The following is a 21547-nucleotide window of genomic DNA, read 5'->3' as shown; positions in this document are numbered from 1 at the left end:
GAGTTCAGATATCTAGGATCATAGCGATCGAAGAGTTCTATCAACTTAGCGGTATTGTGAAAATGTTCAGCTTCTTTCTATATTCATATCAATCATTCTATATCCAAATTGAAAGGAGAACACCCATTCATGGCCAAGAAACAGTTCCAGGCAGAATCCAAACGTTTGCTGGATATGATGATCAACTCCATCTATACCCAAAGAGAAATCTTTTTGAGAGAATTGATCTCCAACTCCAGTGATGCCATTGACAAAATATATTACAAAGCTCTCACCGACGATACACTCGTGTTTAACAAAGAGGATTATTACATCAAGTTGACCATCGACAAAGAGAACCGTACGCTCACGCTGACCGATACCGGAATCGGGATGAGCCAGGAAGAGCTGGAGAACAATCTCGGGGTTATCGCGAAGAGTGGTTCCCTGGCATTCAAGAAGGAAAACGAAGCCAAAGACGGCCATAACATCATTGGACAATTCGGGGTAGGTTTCTACTCTGCATTCATGGTGGCGGACAAGCTGACCGTAACAAGTAAAACGTTGGGCAGTGACGAAGCGTGGAAATGGGAGTCCGAAGGCGCGGACGGCTACACCATCACACCAGCCGAGAAAGATTCCGTAGGTACGGAGATCGTGCTGACGATCAAACAGAACACCGAAGAGGATTCGTATGATGAGTTTTTGGAAGAGTATCGCCTGAGATCCATCATCAAGAAATATTCCGACTTCATTCGTTACCCGATCAAGATGGATGTGACAAGTCAGCGTCCGAAGGAAGGTACGGAGAACGAGTTTGAGGAGTACAAGGAAGAGCAAACCGTGAACAGCATGGTGCCGATCTGGCGCAAAAACAAAAGCGAGCTGACCGAAGAAGACTACAACAACTTCTATATGGAAAAACGGTACGGTTTTGACAAGCCGCTCAAACACCTGCACATCAGCGCAGATGGCGCAGTGGTTTACAATGCAATCCTGTTTATCCCGGAGAACACGCCGTTTGATTACTATACGAAAGAGTATGAAAAAGGTCTTGAATTGTACTCCAACGGTGTACTGATCATGGACAAATGCGGTGATTTGCTGCCGGACTACTTTGGTTTTGTGAAGGGTATGGTGGATTCGGAAGACCTGTCCCTGAACATTTCCCGCGAAATGCTGCAGCATGACCGTCAGCTCAGCCTGATCGCGAAAAATATCAAAAACAAAATCAAGAGCCAACTGCAAAGCCTGCTGAAGGACGACCGGGAGAGCTACGAGAAGTTCTATCAAGCTTTTGGACGTCAGTTGAAATATGGCGTATACAGCGACTATGGCGTAAACAAGGATACACTGCAGGATCTGCTGCTGTTCTCTTCTTCCAAAGAGAAAAAGCTGGTGAGCCTGGACGAATACGTCTCCAGAATGCCTGAAGACCAGAAGTACATCTACTACGCATCTGGTGAATCCATTGAACGGATCGAGAAGCTGCCTCAGATCGAGGGTGTACTCGATAAAGGGTATGAAGTGCTGTACTTCACAGAGGACATCGATGAATTCGCGATCAAAATGATCATGAACTACAAGGAGAAAGAATTCAAATCCATCTCCAGTGGTGACCTGGGTATCGAAGACAGCGAGGACAAAGAGAAAAATGAAGCAGAGGACAATGACAATAAGGAATTGTTCGAAGCAATGCAAGCACAGCTCGCAGGTAAAGTAAAAGCCGTGAAGGCTTCCAAACGCCTGAGAAGCCATCCGGTATGTTTGTCCACCGAAGGTGAATTGACCATCGAAATGGAGAAAATCCTGAAAGCCATGCCGAACAGCGAGAATGTACAAGCGGACAAGGTGCTGGAGATCAACGTCAATCACGATGTCTTCAAATCCCTGAAGGACGCTTACGCACAGGATAAGGAAAAACTGAGCCTGTACACAAGCTTGCTGTATCATCAGGCGTTACTGATCGAAGGCTTGCCGATCCAGGATCCGGTAGAGTTCACAAACGACATCTGCAAAGTGATGGTGTAACCACCTCACCGAGCTTGAGCATTATATTATGCGCGCAGCTTAACACTGTGGCATTTCTTATGCATAATAGGGCAGCGAGCGCAGCGCTGACCATCTCCACCCGGCAGGGCATTCCGTCCCTGTCGGTTTTTTATTTTCTCCCCACCAAGGAAACAAAATGGGAGACAGAGGATCATGGGAGTGCTGACTGCAATGTGCGATTGTCTAATCATGAGAGAAAGGTTTTAATCCTTCTAGACTATTTAATGAAATTCATAGCGGTCAGCAGCGAATTAGTGGAGGGGACGGAATCGATTCTGGAGAAGCGAAGCGTTCGCGTTTGTCTCCGGGTTTTTCCCTTGCAAAGGGAAATTCAGAAAACCTGGAGACAACAGCGATCGAAAGAACGATCCGTAACCGGAACGGCCACCGATGCTCATTAGCACCTTTTATCCTATCTTTTTGAATTATCGGAATGTATCTCTAAATTGTCTGAATGTATTCCTATTTTCATGTATATCATTTATTCATTTAGGTGCACGGATGATAGTCTGTCGGGGTATAATAAAAGAAGAAGACTGTACATCACAAGTTGATGTGAGAAGAGATGACAATCGCAGACAGGTTTTGCTTTTCGAAACGACTGATGTTGTGTATAATCACTCAAAATAGAGACAGTCGGCTAGGAGTGATCACATGCAATGGAACGATCTGAGAGAACATAGACAATACCCTGAACTTACCAAACTGGATGGGGCTCGCGCAGCGTATGAGCGGGACTATTCCAGACTGATTCATTCACCGACCTTCCGTCGGTTGCAGGGCAAATCCCAGGTGTTTGGCGCCGGAACAGGCGATTATTACCGCACCCGGTTGACTCACTCACTTGAGGTGGCACAGATTGCCCGAGAGGCGGCAAGAAGCCTGCTTCGTCGTTATCCCCAAGTGGATTGGAGCCAGGCGGACAGCCCGGGACTTATTATCGATTCGGAAGTGGTGGAATGTGCCGCGATTGCGCATGATTTCGGACACCCGCCTTTTGGACATAAAGGAGAAGAAGTGCTGGACGGCATTTTGGATGACCTGATCAACACCGAGGTCAAGAAGATCATGAAGAAAAGCCGGGGGGCTAAATCACCCCAGCAGGAACCGGAAATTCGGGCAGAGCTGAAGCGGAAATACGAGCACTTTGAAGGCAATGCGCATAACTTCCGTCTCATCATGTTCCTGGAGAAACGCGAAGATATTGATGGACTGAACCTGTCTGATGCCGTGCTGCTCGGAATCAACAAGTATCCTTATCCTGGGACCGAGAGCAAGAAAGGCATGTACCATCATGAATGGCAATATATCCATGAGATCCGTAATCGGTGGAACATGCCGGCAGGCAAAAAGACGCTGGAAGCCCAGCTGATGGACCTTTGCGACGATATTGCCTACTCCGCACATGATCTGGAGGATGGGATCAAGGCAGGCAAAATCGAAGTGCATGAGCATTTCTTGCAGGATCCGCATATCCATCGATTGATTGTGGATAAGATCACGACGCTGGAGGATCTGTTCTGGAACGGATGGACCAGAGAGGCGATTGGGCAAAAGGTAGAAGAAGTGCTCGCTTCGTTCCTGCGCGTCTGGAATGAAAAGATGCCATTCTGCGAGCATGATTACTCCCGTACTCGCCGGGAAGTCAAAGCGTACTGGGTCAGCCTTTTTGTAGGCAGTCTGGGCGTAATTGACGACGGAGACTGGAAAAAGGTCACGTTTGTCCGGGAAGGTGCCGAGGATCTCGACATGCTGCGTACGGTGAGTGTGCTCAAGAGCTTTGCCTGGGTGACCATGATTCGCGACCTGCGTGTACAGCGCCTGCAAAAACGCAGTGAATGGATGATTAAACGGCTGTGGGATGCGTTCCTAGATCCGGAAACGTCCAAATCGATTATTCCATCCGACTGGCTGCAGCGATATGAGAAAGATCAGGCCAAGGCGCATCCGATCTGGACCTGGGAGCATATGGTGATCGATTATATTGCCGGAATGACCGATGCATTTGCCGAGAAAATATACAATGAATTGTATGGTCTGAAGGTAGGTTCCATCTACGATCTGGACTAGGGATAAGGAGTGAGACGCTTGGATACAAACACAGGCGGAGGCACAAACAACATCGCAAGCCAAACGTTCAGTCTGGGCGTGCTTGACCTGGTGCCAAGGTTGGATGGCGCAACAGCGGAACAGGCTTTGCAGCAGTCCGTAACATTGGCACAACAAGCCGAAGCCTGGGGTTACACCCGGTACTGGACGTCTGAGCATCATGATATGGATGAGCTGGCATCAGCATCACCTGAAGTGCTGCTCGCGCATATCGGGGCCAGGACCAATTCGATCCAGCTTGGTTCTGGTGCAGTATTGCTGCCGCACTACAGCCCGCTCAAGGTGGCTGAGTCATTTCGGCTGCTGGCCGCACTCTATCCGGGCCGGATTGAACTGGGTCTTGGACGGGCTCCGGGTGGTGGGCCGCATGCAACCATGGCACTCAGCGGCAATTACTTGCAGCATGTGTCCAAATTGCCTGAATCGCTGGCTGCACTGACCGAACTGCTCGAAGACCGATACGCCTATGAGGAGCATCCGGTAACGGCCAGGCCGATCCCGGAACGACCCATCTCCCTGTGGATGCTGGGCACGAATGTCAAAAGTGCTGAATTTGCTGCACAGTTTGGAATGGGGTATGTATTCGGTCAGTTTATGAGCGATGCCGATGGTACGGAGGCTGTAAGGCGGTATCGTGAGGGGTTTAAACCAAGCAAAACCATGAATGAACCAAGAGTTATGGTTGCGGTCAGTGTATTGTGTGCGGAGACAGAGGCAGAAGCTCAAGGTTGGAGTCGGGAAATGGCAGATCGGCGCAAAAGGAGTGGACAAGATGTATCAGCTCAGCCGTCCGCCACGAGAGAGTATGACAAAAACACGAATACCCCCAACAGCGAAGCGAGAGGCATGGATGATGGCGAGGCGCGTAAACACTTTGCTGGAACAGCAGCGAAGATCTGGGAACAATTAAGCCAGGTAAGTGAGCGACTGGAGACCAAGCACTTCCTTGTTGTTACAGCCGGTCCGGATTACGAACGGAGACTTAAGTCTTATCATTTATTGGCTGAGGCGGGGAAGGTATTCAGTTGAATGAGTAACGGTTGATCAGTTCCTTAAGTGTCCGTCCTGCCAAAGGCCAACCTTGCACGTTTGAAGGGCTGCAGATCGGGTTTCCTCCGTATGCTGCAGCTCTTTTCTCATTTCACTTTTGTGCATGTTACATAATGTATCTTTGTTGAATCCTGGTATGTGGGAGGCATAAGATTTTACAAAACAAAGCCTGTCTTCAACAAAATAATGTTATAATACTTTACGTCAGTTTACCCATCCGCATATGATAAAAGAGTATATTACAAGATGCCAAAAGAAGGGTAAAACCAAGACCAAAGAACCGAAAAATCGGATTGGCTCCGAATAAGGCATAAGGGGGAAATCACATGTTCAGCAGATTCAAGGTCAGGAGTATCGGTCTGCGTATCAGCATCGCGTTCTATTTGTTAATCCTCTGTTTAATTCTCCTTAGCGTCACCATCATTACCCGGTTGAATGCAATGGAAGCGAATACCAATGAGATTACGGGCAATTGGATGCCTTCGATTCAGCAGATTAACCGGTTGAACTATACTACGGAACATATTTTGTCATTGAGTTACCGCCACTTTGATGCTCAGGACGAGGACAAGGCTGGGCTCGCTGAAGAGCGTACCAACTATATTCGCGAAACGGTGCAGACCATTAAAATATACGATCAGCAGGAGAAAGCAGCAGATGAACAGGAACATTGGGATGCTTTCAAGACGAAGTGGGCAGCTTACCTCAAGCTGAATACCCAAGCGATCAATCTGAGTGATCAAGGACAATCCCAACTGGCCAGGGAAGTATCGGAAAAAGGAGCTGATTCCTTCGATGCCATGCAGGTCGATCTGGATTATCTGGTGGAGTACAATCAGAATCAGTCGGATCTCTCTGCTGCACAAACGATCAGGTCCGTGCAGAATGGAAGAATGACCATTATTGTTGGAGTGCTGATTATGATTGCGATTACGGCCATCGCGATTCCCATAATCCGTTCCCAGGTTGTTAAACCGCTGCTGCGGGTCATCAGTGCGGTGAAGCTGATTGCAGAAGGCCAATTGAATGTGCAGGATGTACATACCAAACATGAAGACGAAGTAGGGCTTCTGGCCAAAGCGGTAAATACGATGAAAGGTAATCTAACCTCCATGGTATTGAATGTCAGACGTGTTGCCGAAGCGGTGAATCGTCAGAGCAACGAGCTGGCTATTTCTTCGGAAGAGGTCAAGATCGGGAGTCGCCAGATTGCGATAACGATGGAAGAGTCGGCTAAGGCAGCGGAGAGTCAGGCAGTAACCGCAGTGGAATCGGCACGTACCGTTGAGGGGTTGAACGAGCACATTCAAAAGCATGCTGATCAAGGAAACCGGCTTAGTTTAATGTCAGATCGTGTGCTGGAGCAGGGATTGAACGGACGCAAAGCCATGGAGCAGTCGGTGCAGCAAATGCAGCAGATCGCTGGCGCTGTCTCGGCTTCCATGAACCGGATGGAACAGCTAAACCGTAAAAACGAGGATATCTCCAAGCTGGTTCAGGTCATTCGTGACATTGCCCGCCAAACCAACCTGCTTGCATTGAATGCTTCCATTGAGGCGGCTCGTGCGGGAGAGAGCGGACGCGGGTTCGCCGTTGTAGCAGCTGAAGTTCGGAAGCTGTCAGAGGCTGTCCAGACTTCAGTGGAGGAAATTACGGTGATTACCGAGGATATCCAGCAGGATTCCCAAGGCGTAGTTGCAGAATTGCGTACGGGCGTTCGGGAGACTGAGCTGGGGCAAGAGCATGTGCGTACTTCGGGCAATCTGTTCCAAACCATTAACGAATCGGTAGAGGGAATGGTTCAGGTCATTGGAACAATGACCGCTGGGTTGGAAGGCATGCAGGAAGCGAGCGGGCGCATGAATGATTTTAGCCAACAAATCTCTGCTGTATCGGAACAATCCGCAGCCAGTGTAGAGGAAGTATCTGCCTCGGCGGAAGAACAAGTAAGCTCCATGGAAACGATCAGCGGCAGCATTCAAACTTTGAAGGAACTGTCTGACGACCTGCTTGCTTCCATTGAAAAATTAAAAATATAAACCTTCTTCTTATAATAGAAGAAACATGAAGGACGGCTATAGTTTTGACTGATTCAGAACGAAGTTCAACCAACAAAAAATACGTGTATACTTTTGCTTGTCACGAAAATGAACTTGAATTATGTACGCTTGAGCTAAGTACAATGTTTGGTTTAGATTCGGAGGCACATTTGGATTCCAGGTCATATGTCCGATCCAATATTGAGGTTCCACCAGGCCGAAGTCCATTTATCCATGGGAGGCTGGATGTGTTATCGGAAGCTGACACGGTGAATGACCTGCTTCCAGCTGCTGCGCAGATCCACTTGCTTCCGGAAGAAACGTTCAAGGTGGTTTGTCTAAAAGAAGGAGATCATATGCCTGACTATGACCGTTCCCGCCAGTTGGAGCGAGAAGTGGGGATGTGCATCAGAGGCAAGGCACAGATGAAACAACCGAAAGTGACTTTTGGACTAATACGGACAGGTAGAAAATGGATCTTGGGTCGGTGGACAGTAGCGGATCGCTCGTGGCAAAGTCATCAGCATAAGCCGCAAAATTATTCAACCGGTCTCGGAGTTACGCTAGCGAGAGCGCTCGTTAACATAGCCATACCGAAAGTGGATAACCATCGGCTGCTTGATCCATGCTGCGGCATGGGCACGGTAGTCATTGAAGCTCTGTCCATGGGCATCGAAACAAGAGGGAACGATCTGAATCCTTTGGCGGTTCAGGGAGCGCGAATCAATCTTCCACATTATGGGTATGATTCGGCTTGCATTACGCTTGGAGACATGAATGAATTAGACGGTTATTACGACGCGGCGATTTTGGACATGCCCTACAATCTATGCTCCGTTCTCCCGGACGAAGAACAGCGGGGCATGCTGACAAGTCTGCGCAGGTTGACGAAACGAGCCATAGTTGTATCCACCGAATGGGTGGAAGAGCATCTGCTCGCAGCGGGCTGGGAAGTGAATCAGTATTGCACCGTTCGTAAAGGAACGTTTATACGTCACATTTGGTTATGCACATAGTTATATAATAGAAGAAACCTCCATGCCGGAATGAAACAATTTCCGATGTGGAGGTTTTTTTATTTCGATTTTTAGAAATAATAGTAAAGCATTTGTACAATTATGCATGGAAAATAGCGGATGAATTAGTATTTATGACTATAGTCAACCAAGTTGCGTGGGAGTGTTTTGCCAGCCAGATGGGCTTCCAGATTTTCTACAAAAATATCTAGCGCACGATCGGTATATTGCTCCGTACTTCCTGCGATATGGGGAGTAATTAACACATTGTCCATTTTCCATAACGGGTGTTCTGCAGGAAGGGGCTCTTCTTCAAATACATCGAGTGCAGCAAAGGCTATATGCCCGCTGTCCAGTGCATGAAGCAGCGCTTCCGTGTTCACGCTTGGACCTCGTCCTACATTAACGAAGCAGGAACCTGGTTTAAAATGTTCGAATGCAGTCTGATCATATAAATGGTGGGTTTCGTCAGTAAGGGGCAGTATGTTAATGACATAATCACCTTTGCCCAAAGCTTCATGCAGTCCGGACATGTCATACATGTGGTCGACATTAGGGACGTCCTTGCCGGAGCGGCGAACCCCAATCACATTCATGCCAAAGGCCTTGAGAATGCGGGCAGTCTCGGTGCCGATTTCTCCTACACCTACAATAACGGCTGTTTTGCCGTGCAGTTCTGGCAGAGGTTTGCCGGGAGCTTTCCACTCGGCTTCTTGTTGATGAAGCATGGCTTGTCTCAGCCAGCGGCTGTGCGATAACATCATGCCTATAATAATTTCAGTGATTGGAATGGCATGTACGCCATTTGCACTGGTCACCTGAATGTTCTTTTGTTCCAAATCCGAAAATGGGAGGTTATCCACACCGGCGGACCAGACCTGGATCCACTTCAGTGGGCTATCTTCTTTTAGTACATGTTCAGTGACAAGGGGAGACCAGCCTACAATGATTTCAGCTTCCTTTAACTCCGCTGGGTCAATCTCCTTGGCTTTGCTAACGGTCAGCGAATAGCCGGGTGCGGCATCTAAAATGCGCTGCTTTTGCTCCGTAGATAGAGATGGAAAACATACAATTTTACCCATTGTGTGTAACCTCCTGAATTCAATTGATTTTGTGAGTTAAGTGTAGCAGATTTGAGAAGATTATGCAGAAAGGCAGGAATGCAGCCTCATGTGCAAGTACCGACACTTGTGTCAATCTATAATTACCCAGCTTGAAACAATACATAGGAATATGAAATAATAGAACGAACTTTAGAGAGGTGTATACGATGATGAATAACTATTCATATACGGATCTACCATCACGGCGGGAAAGATTGTTTACAGCGATTCGCGTCCCGGCAGCTGTTCAGGAGTCCATTCAATTTGATGCAGGGCTGGTGAAGAACAAGCTCGATTTTCGCAAATGGACGGATCATCGGGATTACCATATTACCTTGCAATTTCTGGGAGATACACTCGTGAGTGATATCGGGCATCTGCGCAAAGCGCTGCGCACGGCGAGCAGTGGATTTCAGCCGTTTGAACTGCAAACTTCCGGGTGGGGGACATTTGGTCTCAAGGATGCACCGAAGGTATTGTGGAAGGGTGTGGACGGAGAACTGGAGTCATTGAATCGGCTGCACAATAAGATTGTGGAGGCCACATCGGCTCTTGGGTATGTAGCAGAATTAAGACCTTATTCGCCACACATTACAATTGCGCGAAAATTTCTGGGTTTGCTTCCAGGAAATGAAGATAAAGGGATTAATGGAGTACTTCCGGAACATTCCTTGGGTGCTAAATCATGGCTGGTAGAGGACTTTGTACTTTATGTGACAAGGCTGGGACAATCGCCAATGTATGAGGTTGTGGATACGTTTTCTTTTTCCTGAAACTCGTTTTTATGACATAAAATCACATTGACATTACGTTTATCCCTATGTAATATTAGCCATCGTTATTCAAATTCTTTTTTTTGGGTTACTTAGTTAAGGGAATTGTTGCGACAGGAGGAATCTTCGAATGGATATTATAAGCAAGAATCGTTGGGTAGCACCGATGTTATCTGTGCTGCTTGTATGTATAGTGGGGGTTAATGTAGTCCAGGCTACTGGGAAGTGGAACGAGGCAAGTGATAGTAAACAGATGACCGAACTTGCGGCTTCTGTGCAAAATAACGGATCATCTTCTTCTGATGAAGACAGGCGAATGATGGTAGACGGGACAAGTCTGTCTGCTGAACCATCGATTCATTCTGCAAACTGGACAGTTTCACTGCCAGCCAAGGACTGGCTTACGGCTGCTCAGGAAGAGCAGGAACTGAACGAAGCCAAGGCCAAACAGAAGGCCAGAGCTGCGGCTGAAGCCAAAGCCAAAAAAGAAGCTGCCTTGAAATTGGCCAAAATAGAGAAAGCCAAAGCGGCTGCTGCACTAACAACTCCCCCCCAAAAACTTTACTTTACGCGGACCAAACTTCTGACGCAGGAAGAATCGAAACTTGCAACCTGGTCATACAGTGTGTCCGATAAAGAGCTGCTTCTGCTGCAAAAAATTGTCATGGCAGAGGCGGAAGGTGAACCGTACGAAGGCAAAGTGGCAGTTGCCAATGTTGTCTTAAACCGGCTGCGGTCAGCCAATTTTCCCGATTCCATTTACAAGGTAATCTATCAGAAATCCCAATTCAGTCCAGTAGCTAACGGGCGTCTGAAGCGTGTTGTTCCCAATGAGGACAGCGTGAAGGCAGTTAATGCTGCGTTGAACGGGCAGAAGGAAGTCGCCGATGATACGTATTATTTCCTTTCATTGACGCTTGCGGATGATCTGACAGTTGCCCATTCCAAGAAAAAAGTAAAAACGATTGGTCATCATACTTTTTACAAGTAATTGACCTGTAAATTCTGCAAACAGGCAGGGTAGTTAACTGTGTTTACATTAGACTAACCCTGAAAAGTCCTAGAACAGAGTTTTATTCAGTTATTTGAAATGATCTTTATATTTTAAATTACCCTTTTTTCTGGTAAATCATACGTGATATGAAAATGAAATTGAAGAAGGTTCCCTTCCAAAATGCGGAGGGGAACCTTTTTGTGTAATTTTATATTCCAAGATATCAGATTTTGGGGCAGGGCTCGCCTTTCTTCAACCAACACCCTCGTAGAGACGTTTCAAGGGGTCTTAGAAGCCTTAGAATGGAATTCGGGTACCTGACAGCGTTGTGGCAGGAATTCCGGCTTTGAAGCGTTCCTTGGTCGTGGAGGAGAGCTCGGCTGTAGCCGGGAACAATAATTCGTGAACAGCCTGTGCACAAGACGTAGGATCATAGGTTTGTCGATTCCACGGTTTGCGCACAACTTTCAGCTGGCTTTCAGCTTCAAGTGATACCTCGGTCTGCCCGCATAGTTGTCTGAAGCGCTCGGTAATCACGTCTGATGAATGAATAACCTGGCCATATCCGGCTTGTACAAAATACTCACAGTTTTCTTCTTCCTGGCCTGGGAGCGGTGGAATGAATAACATGGGCAGCCCTTTGGCCAAGGCTTCGGTGCAAGTCATGCCGCCTGGTTTTGTAATGAGTACATCGGAAACGTCCATCAGCTTGCTTACTTCACGGGTGTAACCGAGAATGCGGATGTTCGGATGCTGGAAGCAGGACATCTCCTTCATTTTGGCGATCATTTTCTCGTTGCTTCCGAGACAGAACACGAGCTGTATCCGATCCGCCCAGGAGGTTAATAGTTTCATATGCTCTTCGTCAAATGAAAGTCCCCAGCCACCACCCATCAGCAGTGCCGTTGGCATGTTTTGCAATCCCATTTCCTGACGGAGGCGTACTTTGTCACCTGCTTCCCAAAAGTCAGGATGCACGGGAATTCCCGTAACCTGGATTCGGGAGGGATCGACCCCGCGGATCTCGAGCAGTGCTTTTACCTGAGGGGTAGAAACAAGATACTGGTTAACTTCCGGGTTGATCCATGTGCCATGTACATCGTAGTCAGTGATAACGGTATACAGTGGAATGTTCAATCCCTGACGTTTCAGCCGGGAAATAACCGCATTTGGAAACGGATGGGTGCAGATTACGGCATCCGGCTTCAATTGCGATACAACCTGTGCGGTCTGAGTATAAAAAATCCGATGCAGAGCGAGTTTGGTGAGCCCGTTCAACGATTTATTATATTGTGTCCGATACAGCATGCTGACGAGTTTGGGCTGGACGGATAATGTTTTTCGATAAGCGGAAAAAATAAGCGGAGCCACCGTCGGATTCAAAAATTTGCCGAGTTCGATGACACGACTATGGACATGTGGACTGACCTTTTTGATGCCGCTTGCCAGTGCATGTGCGGCCTGGGTGTGACCGGTGCCGAAACCTTCGGATAATAAGAGCACTCTTGGTTTTCGCATGAGTTCACCTTTATTCATAAGTTTAAATTTGATAAGTTCACTGTTATGCCGTACCCTTCATTACTACATGAATATACAGCGAAACGGAAAATGATGTTCATTCCATAAATATTTACACGGAACTTGATGTTCTGAGACAGTCAATCTTCGTTCTATCCGTATTATTGGAATCATCATACACTATAGACGACGATTGAATCACTTTCCACTGCATTTCGGTTAAAATAAATTAACACAAATTTGTAATGTTAGGGTTGCAATCTGTTGACGAAGGTGATATTGTAAGTTTTGACCGAATGACCGGATTGTATTTTTGGTCATTTTACAAGGAGAATGCAATTAAGGAGGGGATATGATGGCTCCGATTGACCGGAGGCAGCAGGTCATCCATGCAGCAGCTCAGTCGTTCGCCATGTTTGGATACAAAGCTACCACGATGGATCAGGTAGCCAAGATTGCGAATGTTGGCAAAGGAACAATTTACACCTTTTTTACGAACAAGGAGCAGTTGTTTGATCAAATTCTGGTGGAAGTGATCCAGGAGATGAAGAACATTGCCCACCGCGAAGTTCATCAGGAAAGTGCCTTTTTTGATAACCTGTTTCGTGTGCTGGATTCATTGCTGGAATTCCGTCGTGACCATGACTTACTGGTTAAGTTGTCCCAGGAGCTCAAGGATTTTGGAACGCTTCAGGCCAAGGAAGGTCTGGACAAGGTGGAGAAGGTCATTTCCGATTTCCTGTCCAAGGAGCTGGAGAAAGCCAGAGACAGCGGTGAGATTCGGGATTGTGATCCGCAAGTGGTGGCCTTCATGATGATCCGCTTGTACATTGCGCTCACCTCCGATTGGAACAAGCAGCATGAACCGCTCAGCAAAGAGGAAATCAAAAATTACTTTCGCCTTTTCTTAATGGAAGGAATTGCTGCCATCACGTAATTTTGAAAATTCCCTACTATAATATGGGTTATTTACTAACGTGAGGACAGTGAGGCTTGTCGAGAGGCAGGTTTGTTTTTTTGTCTTAAATTGACCGTTTGGGGAAAATGGTCAGTTCGTATTTCAGCAAGTTGCTGAATTGATTCATTTATTTACATGAAGTTATTCCTGCTCACGGAGCAGAGAGTTAGGGGAGAAAATGACATGAAATCTTTATCCGTGTTTTTCAAGGATGTGGGATCGGCCGTGAGAAACCCGAAGGTGTTGATCCCCGTCATTGCAGTTATGTTTATCCCGATCCTGTACAGCGGCATCTATCTGGCTGCCTATTGGGACCCATATGGTCATGTTGACCAGATGCCGGTGGCTGTAGTCAATCTCGACAAGGGTGCAGAACTCGAAGGCAAATCCTTGCAAGTGGGCGACGACCTGGTGGATGAGTTGAAGAAAAATGGAGATTTTGAATGGGAGTTTGTCAATGCATCGCAGGCCAAAGAAGGCATGCAGAACGACAAGTATTACATGCAAATCACAATTCCTGAGAATTTCTCCTCCCAGGCAACAACGCTGCTTGATGATAAACCGCAGCCAGCTGAACTGATCTACGAACCAAATGGCAATTATAGCTTCGTAGGTGCACAGATTGGCAAGACGGCGATCAAGGATCTGAAAGCGAAAGTATCTGCCAAGGTGACTGAGGCTTATGCGGAAACGCTGCTCGACAAGTTCACCGAAGTGTCTGACGGACTGGCGGAAGCCGGTGATGGCGCGGGTGAACTGAATACGGGAGCAGGCAAGCTGGATGATGGTGCGGTCAAGCTGAAGGACAATCTGGCCAAACTGGCATCCGGAACGCTGGAACTTCAGGATGGTTTATCTCCATTGAGCGACGGAGTTAACGCACTGCATACCGGGGCGACCAAGTTGGAAAGCGGAACAAGCAGTCTGGTATCCGGTCTGCAACAGCTCCAGACGGCAGCCTCGGATCAGCTTCAAAGCGGGGCAGACCAATTAAAGGATGGCAGTGACAAACTGGCAGCAGGCCTCCAGTCGTCTATTGATGGCACAGGCAAGCTGCAGACAGGGCTGCAGTCATCCGAACAGGGCAGTGCGAAACTGTCCGAAGGTCTGCAAAGCGCAGTGCAAGGTAGTGGCACTCTGGCAACAGGTTTGCAGTCGGCTGTAGACGGCAGCGGCAAGGTGGCAGACGGCGCCCAAGGTGTGGCAGACGGATTGAAGCAGCTGGCTGCATCCAATCCGGAGCTGGCTGCGAGCGAGGACGTACAGAAGCTGCTCGCAGCAAGTGAGGCCGTTGCAGAAGGCAGTGCGCAGCTGCATGAGAGCGAACAGAAGCTGGCACAAGGTGCAGATCAACTTCACCAAGGCAACCAGCAGCTTGCTGCCGGAGCGACAGAGCTGCATAGTGGACAACAGCAGCTGCTGACTGGTGCAGACCAGCTCGCCGATGGACAGCAGCAGCTGCTGGCTGGTGCCAACCAGCTTAGCGAAGGCGGAGCGAAGCTCTCCGACGGACTGAAGCAGTTTAGCGGCAAACTGGGTGAAGCCGCAAGCGGCGGTACTCAGCTGGTCGATGGAGCCAAACAACTCGGCACAGGCACAAGTGCCCTGCAAACGGGTGTAGGCAAGCTGAGCGGTGGTGTGAGTTCTCTGGCTGACGGTTCCAAACAACTTGGAGATGGAGCTGGCGAACTGGCTGATGGTTTGACTGAGCTCAAAGACGGCTCAAATGAACTGGCGACCAAGCTGAATGATGCCGCTCAGAAAACGTCTGAAGTGAAGAAAACCGATGACGTGGTCAATATGTTTGCTGAACCGATCAACTCAGCTGAGAACGAAGAGGAAGCCGTGTCCAATTATGGTACGGGATTAACACCGTTCTTCCTGTCCATTGGATTATTTGTCGGATCCCTGATTTCTACGATTATTTTGAAAATGCGTGATACGTCCGTACCTGGCGCATCCGGCTGGAGCCGTTTTGTAAGCCGTACGCTCGTATTTGGTTCGATGAGCATTTTCCAATCCGTTATCGTTGCAAGTTTCATGCTGTATGGCCTTGGTCTGGAGACGCACAGCGTACCGCTGTTCTATCTATTCACGATAATTACGGGACTGACATTTATGCTGATTGTTCAGGCGCTGGTAACCTGGCTTGATCTGCCCGGACGTTACGTGGTCATTCTGCTGCTGGTATTCCAGCTTGCGGCAAGTGCAGGTACTTTCCCGGTAGAATTGATTCCATCCTGGCTTCAGGCGTTTACCCCATGGCTGCCGATGACTCACAGCATTATGGGCTTCAAGGCAGTCGTATCCAGTGGGAATATCGATGTGATGTGGCATCAGGCAGGAATCCTGGCGATCTACGCAGGCGTATCCGTTTTGTTGACACTGGCATTCTTCCTCTGGAATGGCCGGCGTCCGAAAAAAGAAGCCGAAAAGGCCGAATCAGGTCAAGTAGTGACAGCATAAGTCTGAAGTACTGCGCAGCAACATCCCAGATCAAAAAATAAACTTTGTTGCACAGTATCAAAATTATGCAATATAGTAGTCAAAAAGTGCAAAGAGCTTGTGACCCTAAAAAAGGGTTGCAGGCTCTTTTTGTATACAAATGCATGTTCGGGCAGCACTTTGCTCGAAAAGGAATGAAGATTTTGGTGATATGAAGCAGAAATGCAGGCTGCATATGGAATGATTTTCTTTTGTCAGCAGATAAATTCAGTTGTACTCTAACATAAAATGTGTATAATTATTCGAAAAAGAGATGAATTTAAACGTCATTACACTAAAGCTGTACTGCAAAACATTTCTTATCAGAGGTATTAAAAAGTTTAAATTGCGCTGATGTTAGGTCAGTGTTAAAATAATAGAACTATATCAAAAAACGTCGCTCCATTTCAGCAGTCGTGCCAGCGATTGCGAGTAATTATATTCAGTGCTTTTTACCCGGCTTGCCCGGAAGCACTTCAATTCATGACTTCTTCTCCAGCAGCAGAAGCACTCTTAATCTGATGACCCGATTGTGGTCACCCCGTTCATTCCAGCAGGCTCTTATCCAAAAGGCCCGCTCCTCCCGTTTCATTGTTGCTTGTTGCCTATGTTCTTGATCTTTCCGAAATACTTCATTATAGAAAGGTTGCGTTCCATGAGACACATCGGATTACCTCCTAAACAGGGTTTGTATGACCCACAGTTCGAAAAAGATGCATGCGGAATGGGTTTTGTTGCCAACATCAAAGGAGTACCTTCACACGATATCGTTAGTCAGGCACTGACCATGCTCAGTAATATGGAGCACCGCGGGGGACAGGGCAGTGAGCCGAATTCCGGTGACGGAGCCGGTATTTTGATTCAGATTCCACATCGTTACTTTGCACAGGAAGCAGAACGTCTCGGCTTTGCGCTGCCAGATCAGGGAGCTTATGGCGTAGGGATGCTGTTCCTTTCTCAGGATCCTGAGATTCGTAACGCACACCAGGAGAGCCTGAAGAAGATCATTGAAGAAGAAGGACAGACGTTCCTCGGTTTCCGGGATGTGCCGACCTTTGATGAGATGCTCGGTCGTTCTGCACTGGCTGCGAAGCCTTATGTTCGTCAGGTGTTCATTGGCAGATCAGCGGATCTGAACGATGAGCTGGCGTTTGAGCGCAAGCTGTATGTGATTCGCAGACGTGCTGAGCTGGCTATTCGTTATTCCGCGGATGAGAAAGAAGGCGGTTCCTTCTATCTGCCGAGCTTGTCTTGTCGCAAAATTGTCTACAAAGGCATGCTGACCACTGAACAGGTTGGACAGTTCTATCTTGATTTGCAGGAAGATCTGGTTGAATCGGCGATTGCACTCGTGCACTCCCGTTTCAGCACGAATACATTCCCGAGCTGGGAACGTGCCCACCCGTATCGTTTCATGATCCACAACGGTGAGATCAACACGATGCGTGGTAACGTGAACTGGATGCATGCACGTCAATCGCTGTTTGAGAGCGAAGTGTTCGGCAACGATATCTCCAAAGTGAAGCCGATTATCAATCCGGACGGTTCGGATACAGCAATGTTTGATAACACACTGGAGTTCTTGTATTTGAGCGGGCGTTCATTGCCACACGTGGCCATGATGATGGTTCCTGAGCCTTGGAGTACGGACGAGGGAATGGATCCGGCCAAAAAGGCATTCTACGAATATCACAGCACAATGATGGAGCCATGGGATGGACCGGCAGCGATGGCTTTTACCGATGGTCTGCAGATTGGTGCAACACTGGACCGTAACGGTCTTCGTCCGGCGCGTTACTATGTAACCAAAGACGACCGCATTATTTTGTCCTCCGAGGTAGGAGTGCTTGATATTGCTCCGGAAGATATTCTTTACAAAGACCGTCTGCGTCCAGGTCGTATGCTTCTCGTGGATACACAGGAAGGCCGCATCATCTCGGATGAGGAAGTAAAAGCTCTGATTGCAGCCGAGAATCCGTATCAGGATTGGCTCGATGAGCACTTGATGGATCTGAATGAATTGCCGGAAGCACCGGAACTTCCCGATCCAAAACATGATAACGTGACCCAGCTTCAGCTGGCCTATGGATATACATTTGAAGAACTGCGCAAAGTGCTGGAGCCAATGGCCTCCACAGGTATGGAAGCTACAGGTTCCATGGGTTATGATGCACCACTGGCAGTGCTGTCGGATCGTCCGCAGCGTTTGTATAACTACTTCAAACAAATGTTTGCACAGGTAACCAATCCGCCGATTGATGCGATCCGTGAAGAGATCGTAACGTCTACGGCAACAACGATTGGGCCGGAGCGCAACCTGCTCAACCCTGAACCGGAAAGCTGTCGTCAGATTCGTCTGGATACGCCAGTTTTGTCCAATGAAGATTTCGCGAAGATTCGTCACGTGCGTCGTCCAGGATTCCGCTCCATGACCATCCCGATTTTCTTCACGGCCAAAGAAGGAGCAGAAGGACTTCGCAAAGCGATGGATTTGCTCTTCGAAGCAGCTGACCGTGTTATTGACAAAGGTCATAATATCCTGATCCTGTCTGACCGTGGCGTGGATGCTGAGAATGCAGCCATTCCGGCACTGCTCGCAGTTGCAGGTCTGCATCACCACCTGATCCGTCAGGGTACAAGAACCAAAGTCAGCATTTTGCTGGAATCGGCAGAGCCGCGTGATATTCATCACTATGCATTGCTGCTGGGCTACGGTGTAAGTGCCGTGAACCCTTATCTGGCGTTTGAAACGCTGGATGACATGATTCAGCAAGGGCTGCTGCGCGGCATCTCGCATGAGAAGGCTGTCAAAAACTACATTAAAGCCGCAACCAAAGGCGTTATTAAAATATTGTCCAAAATGGGGATCTCAACGATTCAGTCCTATCGCGGCGCACAAATTTTCGAAGCTGTTGGCCTGAAGTCTGATTTCGTTGATCGTTACTTTACATGGACACCTTCCCGTATCGGCGGTATTGGTCTGGAAGAAGTGGCTGCTGAGGTATTGACCCATCACAATCGGGCCTTTACGGACAAAGACGGCAATGACAAAGTGCTGGATTCCGGCGGTGAATATCAGTGGCGTAATGACGGGGAAGAACATCTGTTCAATCCACAAACGATTCATACGCTGCAGCATGCCGTTCGTACCGGGGATTACAACCTGTACAAAAAGTATGCCAAACTGGTACAGGGTGAAAATGATCAATTGCTGACCATTCGCTCCATGCTGAAACTGAAACCGGTGGGACCTGCAGTTCCTCTGGAAGAAGTGGAATCCGTGGAAAACATCATGCGCCGTTTCAAAACGGGTGCGATGTCCTTCGGTTCCATCAGTAAGGAAGCGCATGAGGATTTGGCGATCGCCATGAACCGTGTTGGCGGTAAATCCAACACAGGGGAAGGCGGGGAGGATCCGGCTCGCTTCATTAAAGATAGCAACGGCGATTCGCGTCGCAGTGCAATCAAACAGGTTGCCTCCGGTCGTTTCGGTGTTACCTCAAACTATCTTGTGAATGCTGACGAGATCCAGATTAAAATGGCGCAAGGCGCGAAACCGGGTGAAGGTGGACAGCTGCCAGGACGTAAAGTATATCCATGGGTCGCTGAGGTTCGTGGATCGACACCAGGTGTTGGTCTGATCTCACCGCCACCGCATCACGATATATACTCCATTGAGGATCTGGCTGAGTTGATCTATGATCTGAAGAACGCCAATCCGCGTGCGGACATCAACGTGAAACTGGTATCCGAAGTCGGCGTAGGTACCATCGCAGCGGGTGTAGCCAAAGGACGTGCCGATATTATCCTCGTGAGTGGATATGATGGTGGTACGGGTGCATCGCCACAAGGTTCGATCCGTCATGCAGGCATGCCGTGGGAACTGGGCCTTGCCGAGACACATCAAACGCTGATGCTGAACAATCTGCGTGACCGCGTTGTTTTGGAGACAGACGGTAAAATGCTGAATGGTCGCGACCTGGCGATTGCTGCATTGCTTGGAGCGGAGGAGTATGGTTTCTCCACAGCACCACTCGTGGCACTGGGCTGTATCATGATGCGGGTTTGCCAGATGGATACATGTCCGGTAGGTGTGGCAACGCAAAATCCGGAGCTGCGCAAAAATTATATGGGTGATCCGGCTCACGTGGTTAACTTCATGCGTTTTGTCGCTGAAGATGTACGCGAAATTATGGCTGAACTCGGATTCCGGACCATTCAGGAAATGGTTGGTCGCACGGATTGTCTCGAGACGGTTGAAGCGGTAGATCACTGGAAGAAAAAAGGTGTGGATCTGTCTGTGCTGCTGCATGTGCCTGAGATGCCGGAAGGCTCAGCACGTTACCGCACACAGCATCAGAATCACCAATTGGAAGAGACGCTGGATATGCAGCAATTGCTGAAGCTGGCGCAACCTGCAATCGAATCCGGTCAGCCGGTTGAAGCGGTACTTCCAATTACCAACGTTAACCGTGCTGTCGGTACGATCCTGGGTAGTGAAATTACCCGGAAATACGGCCTTGCCGGATTGCCTGAAGATACGGTTCAATTCAAATTTGTCGGCTCTGCCGGACAAAGCTTCGGGGCCTTTGTACCTAAAGGTGTGACCCTGACGGTTGAAGGGGACTCCAATGACTATGTAGGTAAAGGATTATCCGGAGGTAAACTGATTGTTATGCCTTCGCCTAAAGCAACATTTGAAGCAGAGGATAATATCATCATTGGTAACACGGCTCTGTACGGGGCAACCAGTGGTGAAGCCTATATCCGCGGTATCGCCGGTGAGCGGTTTGCGGTGCGGAATTCAGGTGCCAAGGTTGTTGTTGAGGGTGTAGGTGACCACGGATGTGAATATATGACCGGTGGACGTGTTGTCGTTCTGGGCGATACAGGTCGTAACTTTGCAGCCGGGATGTCCGGAGGTATTGCTTATGTCTATGATCCGGAAGGCACATTCCTGCAACGTTGTAACCTGGAAATGGTTCTTTTGGAGCGGATTGAAGATGTATCGGAAAGTGCAGATCTGCGTGGCATGATTCAACGTCACGTGGCGTATACAGGCAGTGCTGCAGGTCAGCGTATCCTGGAAAGCTGGCAGGATTCCGTGAACCAGTTCGTTCGGGTTATTCCGAAAGACTTCAAACGGATGACAGAGCAAATCGAACGTGTTCAGGCGACTGGATTGACAGGAGAAGAGGCTTTGCTGGCTGCATTTGAAGCCAATATGCGTGAGCTTGCACGTGCAGGTGGTTAATCTCCTCCTTTAGCAGGAGTGCATGAATAGGTTGTATGAAGAATAATAGGAGCTTTATGGCTGCCAATCAGGCGCTGTAGAGCTCCTATTTGTGTTTCGACAAAATTAGAACCCGAACCAAAAACGCTATCGCCATGAGACGACAACATTGAGGAACATTCTCAAGTATAATTAGGCTAGTTTTGGAGTGCAGGGAAAGTATATATAGATAAGAGAGG

General features: G+C 48.3%; 14 protein-coding genes. 11 read left to right on the top strand and 3 right to left on the bottom strand.

All coding sequences use genetic code 11. The features are described from left to right. Positions 1-129: 129 nt before the first annotated feature. From htpG to AB3N00_RS12035, 6 genes are all read left to right on the top strand, one after another. Positions 130-2010 (top strand): molecular chaperone HtpG, encoded by a 1881-nt coding sequence (htpG, locus tag AB3N00_RS12060; RefSeq protein WP_413034727.1) that lies wholly within the window; start codon positions 130-132, stop codon positions 2008-2010. Between the two features lie 245 nt (positions 2011-2255). After that, positions 2256-2432: a hypothetical protein gene (locus AB3N00_RS12055; protein ID WP_413034726.1), complete on the top strand. Its 177-nt coding sequence runs from the start codon at positions 2256-2258 to the stop codon at positions 2430-2432. 253 nt (positions 2433-2685) lie between these two features. After that, positions 2686-4101, top strand: a complete 1416-nt coding sequence (locus AB3N00_RS12050) for a dGTP triphosphohydrolase (protein WP_347382372.1) — start codon at positions 2686-2688, stop codon at positions 4099-4101. Between the two features lie 18 nt (positions 4102-4119). Further along, positions 4120-5169: an LLM class flavin-dependent oxidoreductase gene (locus AB3N00_RS12045; RefSeq protein ID WP_413034725.1), complete on the top strand. Its 1050-nt coding sequence runs from the start codon at positions 4120-4122 to the stop codon at positions 5167-5169. A gap of 347 nt (positions 5170-5516) precedes the next feature. Beyond that, entirely contained in the window at positions 5517-7229 is a 1713-nt protein-coding gene (locus AB3N00_RS12040) for a methyl-accepting chemotaxis protein (protein WP_413034724.1), read from the top strand. Positions 7230-7477: 248 nt separating this feature from the next. Then, positions 7478-8245, top strand: a complete 768-nt coding sequence (locus AB3N00_RS12035; RefSeq protein WP_413034723.1) for a TRM11 family SAM-dependent methyltransferase — start codon at positions 7478-7480, stop codon at positions 8243-8245. 125 nt (positions 8246-8370) lie between these two features. On the opposite strand, the gene AB3N00_RS12030 is transcribed toward AB3N00_RS12035, so the two are convergent. Then, the gene (locus AB3N00_RS12030) at positions 8371-9327 is read right to left on the bottom strand and encodes a D-2-hydroxyacid dehydrogenase (protein ID WP_413034722.1); all 957 of its coding nucleotides are present in this window, start codon (positions 9325-9327) and stop codon (positions 8371-8373) included. A gap of 191 nt (positions 9328-9518) precedes the next feature. Between AB3N00_RS12030 and thpR the strand changes: the two genes are divergently transcribed. Then, positions 9519-10121 (top strand): RNA 2',3'-cyclic phosphodiesterase, encoded by a 603-nt coding sequence (thpR, locus tag AB3N00_RS12025; RefSeq protein WP_413034721.1) that lies wholly within the window; start codon positions 9519-9521, stop codon positions 10119-10121. Positions 10122-10251: 130 nt separating this feature from the next. Next, complete coding sequence (locus AB3N00_RS12020; RefSeq protein ID WP_413034720.1) at positions 10252-11112, top strand: cell wall hydrolase; 861 nt, start codon at positions 10252-10254, stop codon at positions 11110-11112. Between the two features lie 300 nt (positions 11113-11412). Here the strand turns inward: AB3N00_RS12020 and AB3N00_RS12015 are convergent, their stop codons facing one another. After that, positions 11413-12633, bottom strand: coding sequence for an MGDG synthase family glycosyltransferase (locus AB3N00_RS12015; protein ID WP_413035260.1), 1221 nt, complete (start codon positions 12631-12633; stop codon positions 11413-11415). Positions 12634-12988: 355 nt separating this feature from the next. Between AB3N00_RS12015 and AB3N00_RS12010 the strand changes: the two genes are divergently transcribed. Together AB3N00_RS12010 and AB3N00_RS12005 are read left to right on the top strand one after the other, a co-directional pair. Continuing rightward, positions 12989-13570: a TetR/AcrR family transcriptional regulator gene (locus AB3N00_RS12010; RefSeq protein WP_413034719.1), complete on the top strand. Its 582-nt coding sequence runs from the start codon at positions 12989-12991 to the stop codon at positions 13568-13570. Positions 13571-13774: 204 nt separating this feature from the next. Further along, entirely contained in the window at positions 13775-16057 is a 2283-nt protein-coding gene (locus AB3N00_RS12005; protein WP_413034718.1) for a YhgE/Pip family protein, read from the top strand. Between the two features lie 499 nt (positions 16058-16556). On the opposite strand, the gene AB3N00_RS12000 is transcribed toward AB3N00_RS12005, so the two are convergent. Then, complete coding sequence (locus AB3N00_RS12000; protein WP_413034717.1) at positions 16557-16739, bottom strand: hypothetical protein; 183 nt, start codon at positions 16737-16739, stop codon at positions 16557-16559. On the opposite strand from AB3N00_RS12000, the gene gltB reads away from it, so the two are divergent. Then, positions 16731-21329, top strand: a complete 4599-nt coding sequence (gene gltB, locus AB3N00_RS11995; protein ID WP_413034716.1) for a glutamate synthase large subunit — start codon at positions 16731-16733, stop codon at positions 21327-21329. The two genes, AB3N00_RS12000 and gltB, sit on opposite strands and share 9 nt — an antisense overlap. The last annotated feature ends 218 nt before the right edge of the window (positions 21330-21547 follow it).

It is taken from the genome of Paenibacillus xylanilyticus (assembly GCF_047246825.1).
GTDB lineage: Bacteria > Bacillota > Bacilli > Paenibacillales > Paenibacillaceae > Paenibacillus > Paenibacillus xylanilyticus_B.
The sequence above is the reverse complement of the archived record's forward strand: the minus strand, read 5'-3'. Positions and strand labels throughout refer to the sequence as shown.